Consider the following 13,172-nt stretch of genomic DNA (forward strand, 5'->3'; position numbering starts at 1 on the left):
TGGTGAGCCATGTAGGATTCGAACCTACGACCCTCTGATTAAAAGTCAGATGCTCTACCGACTGAGCTAATGGCTCATCTGGCTGGGCTAGCTGGATTCGAACCAACGCATGACGGAATCAAAATCCGTTGCCTTACCGCTTGGCTATAGCCCAAAAATAAAATGGCGGTCCCGACCGGGATCGAACCGGCGATCTCCTGCGTGACAGGCAGGCATGTTAACCGCTACACCACGGGACCCTTAACATATGTATTCATTCATTTCTAAAATGGTGACCCGTACGGGATTCGAACCCGTGTTACCGCCGTGAAAGGGCGGTGTCTTAACCGCTTGACCAACGGGCCGATTGTTATCTATGTAATGTTCTGGCGGAGAAGGAGGGATTTGAACCCTCGCGCCGCTTACGCGACCTACACCCTTAGCAGGGGCGCCTCTTCAGCCACTTGAGTACTTCCCCATAAAAATGGCTCCACAGGTAGGACTCGAACCTACGACCGATCGGTTAACAGCCGATTGCTCTACCACTGAGCTACTGTGGAACGATATTAATAGTAGTATGTATCGAAAGCTGGTGAACGATGTATTTCTTTTTTATTACTGTTTTGTCGTCTTTCCGACTTTTAAAATATTAACAGACCTTTTTTCGACAGTCAACTACTTTTTTAAAGTTTTTATAAATTCATTAAGCATGTCGAAATTGAGGAATGTTTTTAATTTACCATAACAATGTCCTGCTGTCAAAGTTTAACGGGCTCTCCCTTTTTAATCTAAAAGGTTGCTTTAATCTGGAGTTCAAATAAAAAAGAAGAGCCGGGGACACGAAATGTGTGTCCGGCTCTTCGACCAGTTGGCTGTGCTTCAGGCGAATGCTTTCTGCAGGCATGCCGCTGGAACTTTGCAGGCAAAGCTTCGCAGAATCTTAAGCCACTGTTATCTTTATCTGCTCCTGGACTCACCGCCTTCAGCTCCGCTCTCCTCATACTACTATCGCCCACCAGTATTCATATGACAGACAAGCTATTTTATAGAATTGAGATCAAGGCGTTAGGTAAGCCCGCCCTGTTCGTTGGGTTTCGCTTCACCAAGATACGACAGTTTCCCTCTGCATTTTCCGCACGCATACCTGCTGATGTTCATTCTTTTTTTGCGAATATAGGATTGTCCGCATTGCTTGCACCGGTAGGCATGAAAAGTCACGTTGCTTCTTTTCTTTTTTTGCTGCGATGGAAGGGGTGTGCAAAACCTTGGGGCTGCTACTTTTTTGGTCAGTTCTTTAAAGTCTTTATCCCGGTGCTGATACCCTTTCCCTTCTATATGAAGATGATAATGACAAAGCTCATGTTTAATGATGCCGATTAGTTCCTGCATGCCATGTTCATTCAGATAGTGAATATTGAGTTCAATATGATGAGAGGACAGCATGTATCGTCCGCCTGTGGTTCGCAGACGGGAATTAAACACTGCCTTATGCTTAAACGGCCTGCCAAATTCTTTTAACGAAATTTCCTCTACAAGAAGCTGCAATGTTTGTTGCTCCACCTTACCTTCTCCTTACTGGTTTGTTCCACTTTCTTTTTTTATCTGTTTTCATTAAGCAAGAAAGCAAGAAAGCAGGGGCTGTTGCTTCTCCCCTGCTCTACGGATTTCCACTCTTACTCTTTTAAATAAATAGGAAAATTAACGCAATGATCGGGACGGATGTAATCAGCTGCATAGCCAGCAGAGAAAAGGAACGCACCTGGTTTTTCATTTCCTCAGGGACAGGCTGCCTCATTCTGGTGGCAACCTGAATAATTCCAAAGATCATGGCGGCAAAAATAACCACTAGCGGGATTACCGGAAGACCTGTGTCTGGTCTCTCTACAGTGATGTAGGTAATGATAATAATTGCGAGTGGAACTAATTCAATGATGATTGTGGCAAAAAAGAAGCGGGTCATCGCAGCCTGGACGGTCATTCCATGCTGCTCTCCCTCATTTCCTATTTTCACAATCGTTCCTAAGTGCGCAATATAATTAAAGGTAATGCCAAGTGTTGCGATGACGGTCGCTGCTGTAATTAAAATATAAAACATGCTTTCTCTCCTCTATTTACGGATTTCCCTGGTCTTTTGGTTCAAGCATTGTTAACGCGATTCTTCCTTTTTTTACATCGACCTGTTCTACCCAGACCGTTACCACATCGCCAAGCGCCACAACATCTAAGGGGTGCTTAACGAAGCCGTTTTTTAGTTTTGAGATATGCACGAGTCCGTCCTGCTTCACACCGATGTCCACAAATGCTCCGAAATCCACCACATTACGAACCGTTCCCTGTAATTCCATACCCTTTTCAAGATCTTCCATTTTCAGAACATCCTGTTTGAGAAGAGGCTTGCTAAGCTCTTCACGCGGGTCTCTCCCCGGGCGTATAAGGGCTTCGATAATATCTTTCATGGTCAGATGTCCGATTCCAACCTCTTCTGCCCATTGCTCTGGTGTTTTTTCAATGATTTTACCTTTCAGCTCATCTGTTCCGATATCAGAAGGCACAGCATTCAGGATTTTCAGCATTTGTTTAACATATGCGTATTGCTCAGGGTGTATCGGCGTACGGTCAAGAGGATTTTTCCCATCTGTTATTCTCAGGAATCCAATGCATTGTTCATAGGTTTTTGAGCCAAGTCTCGGAATTTTCTTTAACTGGATCCGGTCTTCAAATTTGCCCAGTTCCTCTCTTTGCTTCACTACATTTTGCGCCACCGTTTTTGAAAGCCCCGCTACGTACTGAAGAAGAGCCGGGGAAGCGGTATTCACGTTTACACCAACCTGATTAACTGCGGTTTCCACAACAAAGGACAAGGATTCATTTAATTTCTTTTGGGAAACGTCGTGCTGATATTGCCCTACTCCGACAGATTTCGGGTCAATTTTGACAAGCTCCGCTAAAGGGTCCTGAAGTCTTCGGGCGATTGAAACTGCACTGCGCTCCTCTACCTGAAGATCCGGGAACTCCTCCCTGGCAATCTCTGAGGCAGAATAAACACTTGCCCCAGCTTCATTGACAATTAAATAAAATATTTCCTGGGAAAGGTTTTTCAGCTGTTCAGCAACGAATAATTCGGTTTCCCGGGAAGCGGTGCCGTTGCCTATTGCTACAAGCTCAATCTCATACTCTGCAAGTGTTTTTTTGAAAATGGCTGCTGCTTTGGAAGGGTCTTTGGTTGTGTGCGGATAAATAACGTCCACTTTCAGCATTTTCCCTGTTTCATCGACAACAGCAAGCTTGCAGCCAGTGCGGTAGGCCGGGTCAACCCCTAATACTCTTTTTCCTTTTAAGGGAGACTGAAGCAATAAGTTTCTCAGGTTTTCAGAAAAGATGTGAATCGCCTGATTTTCCCCTTTTTCTGTGAGTTCATTTCGTATTTCACGCTCAATTGACGGCTGAATAAGACGTTTATATCCATCTTCGATCGCTTCCTGAACAACGCTGGCGGTTACAGAATGAGGATATCGAATAATTTTACGGTTCAGTTCCCCTACGATTCGTTCACCATCCGGCTGGATATACACTCGCAGAACTTCTTCCTTTTCTCCACGGTTTAAGGCAAGCACGCGGTGCGGTACGATTTTATTTACAGGCTCTTCGTATTCATAATACATTTCAAAAATGCCTTTTTCGTCTTTTTCCGCCTTCTTGACAGATGAGCGTATTTTCCCGTGACGGAAGGTTTCTCTTCGTATGTATTCTCTATATGCCGCATCATCCGCAATTTGTTCTGCAATAATGTCCTTTGCTCCTGCAAGTGCTTCTTCTGCAGAAAGAACTTCTTTTTCTTCTGAGATGTACCGGCTTGCTTCTTCGTCGATCGATCCATTTTTCGGATAGGATGCAAGCCATTGCGCCAGTGGCTCAAGTCCTTTTTCTTTTGCAACGGTAGCCCTCGTTCTCCGCTTTTGCTTATAAGGACGGTATAGGTCTTCAAGGACTTGAAGCTTTGCTGCTTTCGTAATAGCCGAAGTTAATTCCGGGGTCAGCTTACCCTGCTCATCAATTAATCGGATCACTTCTGCTTTGCGTTCTTCTAAATTCTGCAGGTATTTCCACCGGTCATCAATTTCTTTTATTTGTACCTCATCTAAAGCTCCAGTCATTTCTTTTCGGTACCGGGCGATAAATGGAACGGTATTGCCTTCGTCTAGTAATTGGATGACTTGTTCAATCTGTTTTTGGTTAATTGCTGTTTCTTTTGACAGCTGGGATAGTAATTGATTGTTACCTTCGCTTGACATAAATGAATCGTCACAGCCTTTCCATTATGATTGGTCTCATTGTATCATACGTCCTCTGGTTTATTTTGCCGGAACATGCAGCGAAAACAAAAAAAGAGACCGCCTTTTATGGCAATCTCCCAATAACAAACGTAGTGTCGTCTGTCCCACTTACAATTGACTCAAGCTGCGAGGAAATATAATCTAAGGAATGCTGCGGCTGCAACAGTGGACGTACACGGGTCAGTTCAAGGCCATCTGAGTGCAGTAAAAATGAAGATCCACCTTCATAAGGAAATCTCTGAATCTTAAATTTCTGCTTTCTGCCTGATAGATAGCCTGTTACCGGAAGCGGGTAGGTTAAATTGCCTTCGTGTGAGTAAAAGTAGAAGCGGACATTGCCGACACAGCTGTACTGCACAATTTTCGATGCATAGTCAATTTTTACAATCGCAACTGCTGCTCCTCTTTTTCTCATTAGGGAGTCGTTGCATCGATTCATCAGTGTTTCCACATCTTCTTCGTGGTGCATGGATACGATTTCGCATGCAGCAGAGGATGCTTCATGAGCAAATGTTCCACTCCCCAGCCCGTCGGCTAAAATACAGATATAATATTCTTCTGTGGCGATCATAAAATAACTGTCACCACAAACGCTTTTACCCATTTTTGTATACTGTCCCGCTACTGCCTTCACATTCTCATGATGGAGGACATCCATTAATTAAAATCCTCATCCTGCTGATTTTCTTGCTGAATGGCATCCCGTAATTTCTTAATAGCACGGCGCTGCAAGCGGGAAACATGCATTTGGGAAATTCCGAGCTGATCACCAGCATCTTTTTGACTCAGGTTTTCCAGATACGTATATTGAATAATTTGCTTTTCACGGTCATTCAGCACATGAAGTACTTTTTCAAGTACTAGGCGCTGATCCGTTTTTTCGTAATTATCGTCCATACTTCCAACGATATCCAACAGCGTAACCGTACTGCCATCCGAATCCGCTTCAATGGAATGGTCAACAGAAAGTGCCTGGTAGCTTTTCCCCATTTCCATTGCTTCAAGAATTTCTTCTTCGGATACTTCCAGATAATCTGCTATTTCATTCACTTTAGGTGAACGCTGCAGATCTGTGGTCAGTTCTTCTACTGTTGCTTTGATCTTAGGGCCTAATTCCTTAATGCGTCTCGGTACATGAACACTCCATGTTTTATCACGTAAAAATCGTTTGATCTCACCAATAATCGTTGGTATAGCAAAAGCTTCGAAGCTTTTTCCAAAAGTATCATCATAGCGGCGGATCGCTCCTAACAGACCAATCATTCCTACCTGAGCGATATCTTCATGATAGGATTTGCCTTTTGAATACTTTCTTGCAATGGACTCAACTAAATTGCGGTAGTGTACCACAAGATTATGCTGGGCAGCATCGTCTTCTGTTTCCTGATATGCCTTAATCCATTTAAGCACTTCGTCTTTGCTTGGTTGATTAGGTTGAGACAGTTTTCGCATCCCTCTCCACCTGCTCTTCCTCAATATACTTCGTCATGAAGACTGTAACACCCTCTTTATGGTGTATCTTTACCTCATCCATTAAGCTTTCAATTAAATATAAACCTAATCCGCCTTCACGCAGCATGTCTACGGACGAACTTTCATCGTATGGACCGACTTCTTCTTTGATTTTCTTGAAATCAAAGCTGTGTCCGTGATCAGCTACGATGACTTCAAGCCTGTTATTGTAAAGAGCAAATCCCACAACAACCTCTCCGTTGTCATCTTCGCTGTATGCATGCTGAACAGCATTGGTGATGGCTTCACTTGAAGCAATCTTCAGATCCTCGATATCGTCATATGTGAATCCCATACGACTGGCGATCCCCGAAATCGTTAAACGAATTACTCCCACATACTGGGCTTTGGCGGGGATTTTCATTTCAATATAATCAAATGGTTGCATTATTCCACTCCACCTTTTACTTCGGGATTAATATCCATGATGTCTGCAAGCCCGGTAATATCAAATAAACGTTTTAAGCGGTCTGACAGCCCAACCAGCTGCAAATGCCCACCGTTTGCTTTAATCCCTTTGAAAAGTCCAACAAATACACCGATCCCTGTACTGTCCATATAGTTCACCTGTGAAAGGTCTGCAATCAGGGTGATAGGATCTTTCGTTGAAACAGGGTCAAGTTTTTCACGCAGCTTTGGAGCGGTAAATGCATCAATTTCACCAGCAATGGCTACACGCACCAATTCTTCTGTTTGCTCTGTTATGTTAACTGTTATATTCATCTATTCCACCTCTTCTATATCTGAACACATTATAATCGTTGTGTACCCTCTATTTTAATCTTAAAACGTCTTTTTCATTACTTTACGCGTTTCATGATGATTAATGTAAAATCATCCCGAAGTTGAAAATGCTGTAATTTTTCAAGATCCCTGAAGATTTTATTGACGATTTCCTGAGGGGGGAGATCAATATAATTATTGATGAAAGAAACCAGTGTTTCTCTTTCAATAAAGCCATCATCTGTCCGGCATTCCGTTACACCATCGGACATGAGGATGATCATATCTCCAACTTCCACCTGCTGTTCATAGCGCTTGTAGGTTGTATCTTTATCCACTCCAAGCAGGAGCCCCCGTGCTTCGAGGTCCAGAAATTCACCAAATTGCTTTGAATAAAAGAATCCCGGCTCATGCCCTGCTGAAGAAAAATGAAGCATATGGTTTTTTAATTCATACATGCCGTAAAACATAGTGATAAACATCGAATCATCCACGTTTTGTTCTACAACCCTGTTTAAGCTGCCAAGCACTGCGCTTGGATCCTTGCGATACTCAGGCAGGCTGTCCATTGCGTACTTGATCATACTCATGCAGAGTGCTGCCGGTATCCCTTTTCCTATTACATCCGCAATAGCCACATTCACTGAGTGGTCGCCGTCATGTACAAAATGGAAATAATCCCCGTTCATTTGCTTTGCAGGCACACTCAGTGCACCGATTTCAAGGCCATCTATGGTAGGAACAGAAGTACCCAGAAGCGTTTCCTGAACACTTGATGCGATTTCCATTTCGTTTTTAAATTCCTTCTGGGTATCAATTAGACTTTGATATTCTCTGAAAGCAAAACCATAGGCTGTCATTACTTCAAGGAGAATATCAAAGGAATGCCAAACCTCAGAAGGAAGGTCTGGCATCAGTTCCTGCATTGCACTTTTTTGCAAATTTACAATTTCTTCAGGAGGAATTTTGTGTTCAAGTGCCAGTCTGCTGAACTGCTGGGCTGCATATAATGATTCCTCAGACTGTGATTGCATGAAATCTTTTAAAACGCTAATATATTTCTCATCCATTTTTTCACGGAAGTCCATTTAGCTTTTATCCTCCTATCGGAGCCATTTGGTAGCGCGTATATCTGTACCTTCACCTGGATTGGAGTCTATATTAAAATCATCCATTAGACGTCTTACGCCCGGGAGACCTGCTCCAAGACCTCCTGATGTAGAAAAACCATCTTCCATAACTTTTCTTATATCCGGAATTCCTGGTCCTTCATCAGCTGCTATAATGCGAAGACCTGTTTTTCCATGCTCGTTTAAACGATCTATACAAAGCTGGCCTTGTCCCGCATAAAGATAAATGTTTCTGGCTAATTCACTAATGGCTGTTGTGATTCTTGCCTGGTCCACTGTTCCAAACCCCAGTTCCTTCGCCACATTTCTACCAAGCTGTCTTGCAGCTACAATATCCCATTCATTTAAGATGGTTACACAGGATTGGGTTTCCATATAGTCAGTCCCCCAATTCCTGTTGAAGTTTCTCTAAGCCCTTTTCAAGATCTAAAGCCGTCATCACATCGTCTAATCGGATGCCGAGTTCAACTAATGTGATCGCTACTGCCGGCTGAATACCTGTAATTACTACTTTTGCCCCCATCAGTCTGGACATGTTGATCACATCCCCTAGCACCTTGGCGATAAAAGAGTCAATAAAATCAATAGAAGTGATGTCAATGACAACGCCTCTCGCATTTGTTTCATGTATTTTTTTCAGGAGGTCTTCCTGAAACTGCAGGGCAGTCTGATCATCGAGTTCCCACTGAATGGAAACCAAAAGACAGTCCTTTAATTTTAATATCGGGATCCTCAAATTTCTCCCTCCAATTCCACAATTTTTCTATTGGTCATCTCAAGCGCTTTTTCCATGCCTTTTCTCAGCGTGCTTGTCGTAATAAATTTATTTAAATCGATTCCCAGATTCACAATTGTCTGGGCAATCTCCGGCCGAATTCCAACAAGCATGCATCGCGCGCCGACCAAGTGAACGGCTTCTGCAGCCTGAATCACGTGGTGAGCGACCATTGTATCCACTACAGGTACACCCGTAATATCTATGAGAACCACTTCTGCTCTGTGGCTTACAACACCTTCAAGCAAATTTTCCATTATCAGTTTAGCACGTTCAGTGTCGATTGTTCCCACCAAAGGCATTATTGATATATGTTCCACTACAGGAATCAATGGAGCTGACAATTCCTGCAGGGCAATTTTCTGAAGTGAAACGGTCTTTTCCCACGTAGATGCATATGTATGGATTATTTCATTTGACAAAGGCGCCATCCATTCATCCAGAGATTCCAAATATTCACCTTCACGTTCTTTTGAAACGACGCCTTGCTTGATCAGGTCATCGTGCACAAGATGGATAAATGTCCTCAGCCCCGAGACGACAAAGGTAATCGGCCATCCCAGCCGGACGACTTTCTCGGAAAACATCTGCAGCTTGCTTTTATATTCACGGTCTTTTTCACCCAGATTAAGCAGAATCAAGTCGACAAATTCATAGCTTGTCCCTTGAAATACTTGTTCTGAAACGACATTGACCATCCGTTCATCCGCTTCTTCCTTTACGCGGTCGATCCACTCTTCAATCAATTCCCCTTTTCTTGATTTTATATGAGCGATTACTTCATTGTACAATCCGTTCACCTCTTTAAACTCTTTTGCCGTGCTTACAGCGAATCTTATTCTCTATTATAAAGCAGTATAGGTGCCCGGTCTATCCATAAGAAAAAAACGCTCCTTTTTCCGGAGCGTTTCCACATCAGAGGTCGACTAATCCTAAGCTGATTTGAAGAGCCTCGTCTACCTTGTCCATCATTTCATCATCGAGATGTGTTATTTTGTCAGTTAACCGCTGTTTGTCTAACGTTCTGATTTGTTCAAGCAAAATAACCGAATCCCGTTCAAAGCCGTTTCGCTTTGAACTGATCTCAACATGGGTAGGAAGCTTTGCTTTTTGGATTTGCGCTGTTATGGCTGCGACCACCACAGTGGGGCTGAACCGGTTTCCGATGTCGTTTTGGATGATGAGAACGGGGCGGACTCCACCTTGCTCTGAACCGACAACTGGAGACAGGTCAGCAAAAAATACATCACCACGCTTAACAATCAAAGCGTTATTCCCCGCTTACCAATCGTTCCACGGTATGCCCGGCCTCGTACTCGGCCTGTAATGCTTCGGATGCCATAGAAAGATTGATTTTTGCCATCTCCATGTACCCTCGTCGCATTGCATCTTGAGTCTGTTTCTTACGCCGTTCCCGCATCAACATTTTCGTCGCGCGGTAAATGCATTCGTTGCGGCTAAGTTCTTCCTGCTCAGCAAATGCTTCCAGTTCGATTAAAAGCTGTTTTGGCAAACGTACCAAAATTTCGGATGTTACGCTGGATTCCGACACAAACTACACCTCCACCATCATTGCATACCCTATTTGATTGTTTTTTCAATATTGATAAATGTTCGTTCATCTTTCAAGTCCATTTTTATAGTACCACTAAACGCGCCATGTGAGAAGGACCAATCGGTATATTTCTGACAATTACTTGCAAGCATTGACTAAATAAGTGTATTTAATACAGAAATAGACCGCCCGTCTTTCCAGTAAACCCGCGGTACCCGTGCAGAAATAGCACATGTCACTTCGTAATGGATGGTGTCAAGATACGCTGCCACTTCATCAATCTTGATTTCGCTGTCCCCCTGTCTTCCGATCAAGGTAACTTTTGTACCTTGAGGATAGGCAGCAGGGAGTTTAATCATGCACTGATCCATGCAGATCCGCCCGACTATCGGAACACGCAGTCCGTCTACAAGCACTTCAAAGCCCTGCATTTTCCGGATCCACCCGTCAGCATATCCAATAGGAAGCGTTCCGATCCATTCTTCTCCGGATGCTTCATAGGTCGCACCGTAGCTAATTTTCTCACCGCGCTGCAGTTTTTTTATTTGAACAATGGTTGTATGCAGTGAAAGCGCAGGAATAAGCTCCACCGGCAGCCTGTGTGCAATTTCATCTGATGGAGACAAGCCATACATAGAAATTCCAAATCGTATAATCGTAAAAAGTGAATCTTTTCTCTGTAATGAAGCTGCGCTGTTGGATGCATGCACCAGAGGCGGCTTTTCATTCAGCTCTGCGACAAGTGAAGAGAAGGTCTCCATCTGGTGGTCTGTGTATGACTTGTCCAATTCATCCGCAGTCGCAAAATGAGTGTAGATCCCTTCAATCGAGATCACTGCTGTTCCAGCAATGACCCTTTCTATTTCTTTCAGCTCTTGAGCTGTTTTGATTCCAAGTCTCCCCATACCTGTATCGCATTTAAGATGCACGCGAAGATTGGATCCACGCGTAAGATAATCTTTTGCCTCAAGCACCCATTCTTTTGAATAGATGGTGAGCTGTATATTATGTTCGGCTGCCAGTTCGGCATCTGCCGGCCTTGAAGCTCCAAGGACGACGACCGGCGCCAGAATTCCCTGTTTTCTCAGAAAAAGTGCTTCATCGATAAATGCCACCGCTAAATGTGTGGCCCCGCTTGAAAGAGCCGTATTGGCAACTTGTACATAGCCGTGTCCATAGGCATTCGCCTTTACGACAGCCATAACGGCCACCTCAGGTCCAATTAATTGAGAAACCTGCTGAATATTATGCCGTATTGCATCTAAGTTCACATCAACCCATGTATCCCGGTGAAACTGTTCATTTGCCTTCATCTTATCCACACCCTTAGGAATCATTTAAGGAGCGACTCAAAAGAATCAGCTCCTTAAATAAAGATGTGGCTATTTTATCATAGTACCCTGAACGGATCGAGCGACATTTACCATTTCTTCCTGTGTTAAGTCGGTTGAAGCGAGCATGTAGTCCACCCCATTGTAGGTCCATGACACAGATTGTTCCGTGATCGATCCTACTGCAAAGCCAAGATCCACTACGTCCCCAGGGGCATCCGTTGTTGTCATCATGACCGGCGCAGCATCAAGCTTCTCCTGAATCAGCGTATAGTTCTTTTCCCCGCTGAATGTCATAATCACGCGCTTGCCTCCATCCACGTCCATTTCTTCTTCTTCATGAAGTGCTGTTCCTTCCAGCTCTACGGTCGGGTACAGCACTGCAAATGGTTCTTCTTCCTCTTCACCGTCTCCTAAAACGGGTACTTCAAGCTGTGCACCCATCATGTTTTTCTCTAAATTAAAATCACTTTTCTCGAATGCGGCTTCAAGATCCACTTTCGTAAAGGTCAAACTGATTTTAACGTTTCCTTCAGCATCTTTTACTTTAACAGAAGATGGAGTAAGCGATTTTTTATCAAAAATCACTTCCTGCATCGGGAACATATGCTGGTGCTTGTACCGTGTTTTGGACTCAAACACATAAGAGCCATCTTTTTCAGCAAATGTAGCGGCATCATCTTCTTCAATGTCTTTAACCAGAGACTCGATTAAATACGCCTGGCTTCCATTGCTTGGCCAATCACTTTGAAAACGGAAGCTTTTATTTAAGGCAGGAGTCAAGACGAAGACACCTTCATCATTGCGGATAATCATTTGACTTTGCTTTTCTTCAGCATGCTTTAAATGCACCCGATAGTAGTTCGGCTTTGAGTACCAAACCTCTACATCGTACTCCTGCGGTTCTTCACCTGTTTCAAATACCATCTTTGCCGTTGCCTTGTACCCATCCACTTCTTCAACTTTTTCGGATAAATCGCTTGTTGCTTCTTCTTTCGTAGTCTCTCCGCAAGCAGACAATAAAAGGACCAGACATCCAATTAACAACGACCAGACTAGCTTCTTCATGGCTTCCTCCCCTTTGTTGAGTCAACGCTCCGTTCATGTGTTGGTGCCATATGATCATATGAGACAAGCCTGTTAAATATTCGTAAAAACAAATCCGGCAGCAGGAGTTGAATAGAAGATCATGACGACGTAAGCAGAAGTGAAAAATGAACGGGTACGGGCGGTCGAACCGATCTTCTTTTGGGGCTGTTTTGCTGCTTGCACCGGAATTTTATACGCGTCTTTGAACGGATGGAGCACCAGCAGACTCCTGCTTGTCAGCTCACCCCTATACCCTCTCCTTTCCTGTGCTTGTCTCTTATACAGGCTCGTCTTCATAGGGAAAATAAAAAACGCAAGAACCGGTTTCCCGTTCTTACGCTTTAGCTTATGTTTCACTGTGCTCAATAATGACTTGCGCAGCAGCATATTCTCTTGAGTGGGTGATCGAGAGGTGCACTGCCCCCTCTGCATTCACTTTTATAAAAGGCTTGCCGTTTGAATCTTTTATAATTTCAATATCCTGAAAAGAAAGCGATGAGCCTATACCCGTGCCGAGCGCTTTGGCATACGCTTCTTTTGCTGCAAATCTGCCGGCAAGAAATTCAATCTTTCTTTCTTCCGGATACTGCCGGTACTGCATTAACTCATTTTTTGTCAGAACACGCGCAGCCAGTTTTGGATGCCGCTGCACAACAGATCTGACCCGGTTCAGCTCGATTAAGTCGAGCCCTATTCCGCTAATCATCTAATCACCCTTTTTACGCAGTTTTATTGTATGATGAA

The 13,172-nt window shown here is 43.7% G+C and carries 17 protein-coding genes and 6 tRNA genes; all 23 read right to left on the reverse strand.

Going from position 1 to position 13,172, the window contains the following annotated elements:
- Positions 1-76 (reverse strand) — tRNA-Lys (locus P6709_RS13730).
- Positions 77-79: 3 nt separating this feature from the next.
- Positions 80-154, reverse strand: a tRNA-Gln gene (locus tag P6709_RS13735).
- A 9-nt stretch (positions 155-163) separates the two neighbouring features.
- Positions 164-239: transfer RNA gene (locus P6709_RS13740), tRNA-Asp, on the reverse strand.
- A gap of 30 nt (positions 240-269) precedes the next feature.
- Positions 270-344: transfer RNA gene (locus tag P6709_RS13745), tRNA-Glu, on the reverse strand.
- Positions 345-366: 22 nt separating this feature from the next.
- Positions 367-457, reverse strand: a tRNA-Ser gene (locus tag P6709_RS13750).
- Between the two features lie 7 nt (positions 458-464).
- Positions 465-539: transfer RNA gene (locus tag P6709_RS13755), tRNA-Asn, on the reverse strand.
- Between the two features lie 505 nt (positions 540-1,044).
- Entirely contained in the window at positions 1,045-1,539 is a 495-nt protein-coding gene (locus tag P6709_RS13760; protein WP_278241509.1) for a SprT family protein, read from the reverse strand.
- A gap of 121 nt (positions 1,540-1,660) precedes the next feature.
- Positions 1,661-2,074 (reverse strand): hypothetical protein, encoded by a 414-nt coding sequence (locus tag P6709_RS13765; protein WP_278241510.1) that lies wholly within the window; start codon positions 2,072-2,074, stop codon positions 1,661-1,663.
- 16 nt (positions 2,075-2,090) lie between these two features.
- Complete coding sequence (locus tag P6709_RS13770; RefSeq protein ID WP_278241511.1) at positions 2,091-4,271, reverse strand: Tex family protein; 2,181 nt, start codon at positions 4,269-4,271, stop codon at positions 2,091-2,093.
- A 106-nt stretch (positions 4,272-4,377) separates the two neighbouring features.
- On the reverse strand, positions 4,378-4,971 hold the full coding sequence (locus tag P6709_RS13775; protein WP_278241512.1) for a PP2C family serine/threonine-protein phosphatase: 594 nt from the start codon (positions 4,969-4,971) through the stop codon (positions 4,378-4,380).
- Positions 4,971-5,765: an RNA polymerase sigma factor SigB gene (gene sigB / locus P6709_RS13780; protein WP_278241513.1), complete on the reverse strand. Its 795-nt coding sequence runs from the start codon at positions 5,763-5,765 to the stop codon at positions 4,971-4,973. Before sigB ends, P6709_RS13775 begins: the two co-directional genes overlap by 1 nt.
- Positions 5,743-6,213, reverse strand: coding sequence for an anti-sigma B factor RsbW (gene rsbW / locus P6709_RS13785; RefSeq protein ID WP_278241514.1), 471 nt, complete (start codon positions 6,211-6,213; stop codon positions 5,743-5,745). The genes sigB and rsbW overlap by 23 nt, the downstream gene beginning before the upstream one ends.
- The gene (locus P6709_RS13790) at positions 6,213-6,548 is read right to left on the reverse strand and encodes an anti-sigma factor antagonist (protein WP_278241515.1); all 336 of its coding nucleotides are present in this window, start codon (positions 6,546-6,548) and stop codon (positions 6,213-6,215) included. Before P6709_RS13790 ends, rsbW begins: the two co-directional genes overlap by 1 nt.
- 77 nt (positions 6,549-6,625) lie before the next feature.
- Entirely contained in the window at positions 6,626-7,636 is a 1,011-nt protein-coding gene (locus P6709_RS13795; protein WP_278241516.1) for a PP2C family protein-serine/threonine phosphatase, read from the reverse strand.
- Between the two features lie 15 nt (positions 7,637-7,651).
- On the reverse strand, positions 7,652-8,053 hold the full coding sequence (locus P6709_RS13800) for an anti-sigma regulatory factor (protein WP_278241517.1): 402 nt from the start codon (positions 8,051-8,053) through the stop codon (positions 7,652-7,654).
- A 4-nt stretch (positions 8,054-8,057) separates the two neighbouring features.
- Positions 8,058-8,414 (reverse strand): STAS domain-containing protein, encoded by a 357-nt coding sequence (locus P6709_RS13805; protein WP_041056372.1) that lies wholly within the window; start codon positions 8,412-8,414, stop codon positions 8,058-8,060.
- Entirely contained in the window at positions 8,411-9,244 is an 834-nt protein-coding gene (locus tag P6709_RS13810) for an STAS domain-containing protein (protein WP_278241518.1), read from the reverse strand. The genes P6709_RS13805 and P6709_RS13810 overlap by 4 nt, the downstream gene beginning before the upstream one ends.
- Before the next feature lie 124 nt (positions 9,245-9,368).
- Positions 9,369-9,719: a type II toxin-antitoxin system PemK/MazF family toxin gene (locus P6709_RS13815; RefSeq protein ID WP_041056367.1), complete on the reverse strand. Its 351-nt coding sequence runs from the start codon at positions 9,717-9,719 to the stop codon at positions 9,369-9,371.
- Positions 9,720-9,723: 4 nt separating this feature from the next.
- Positions 9,724-10,005, reverse strand: a complete 282-nt coding sequence (locus P6709_RS13820) for an antitoxin endoai (protein WP_278241519.1) — start codon at positions 10,003-10,005, stop codon at positions 9,724-9,726.
- Between the two features lie 158 nt (positions 10,006-10,163).
- Complete coding sequence (alr, locus tag P6709_RS13825) at positions 10,164-11,321, reverse strand: alanine racemase (RefSeq protein ID WP_278241520.1); 1,158 nt, start codon at positions 11,319-11,321, stop codon at positions 10,164-10,166.
- Between the two features lie 69 nt (positions 11,322-11,390).
- Positions 11,391-12,407 (reverse strand): LolA family protein, encoded by a 1,017-nt coding sequence (locus tag P6709_RS13830; RefSeq protein WP_278241521.1) that lies wholly within the window; start codon positions 12,405-12,407, stop codon positions 11,391-11,393.
- A 72-nt stretch (positions 12,408-12,479) separates the two neighbouring features.
- The gene (locus tag P6709_RS13835) at positions 12,480-12,647 is read right to left on the reverse strand and encodes a hypothetical protein (RefSeq protein WP_278241522.1); all 168 of its coding nucleotides are present in this window, start codon (positions 12,645-12,647) and stop codon (positions 12,480-12,482) included.
- A gap of 127 nt (positions 12,648-12,774) precedes the next feature.
- Positions 12,775-13,134 (reverse strand): holo-ACP synthase, encoded by a 360-nt coding sequence (gene acpS, locus P6709_RS13840; protein WP_278241523.1) that lies wholly within the window; start codon positions 13,132-13,134, stop codon positions 12,775-12,777.
- Positions 13,135-13,172 lie beyond the last annotated feature (38 nt).

The organism is Jeotgalibacillus sp. ET6, from assembly GCF_029667115.1.
GTDB lineage: Bacteria > Bacillota > Bacilli > Bacillales > Jeotgalibacillaceae > Jeotgalibacillus.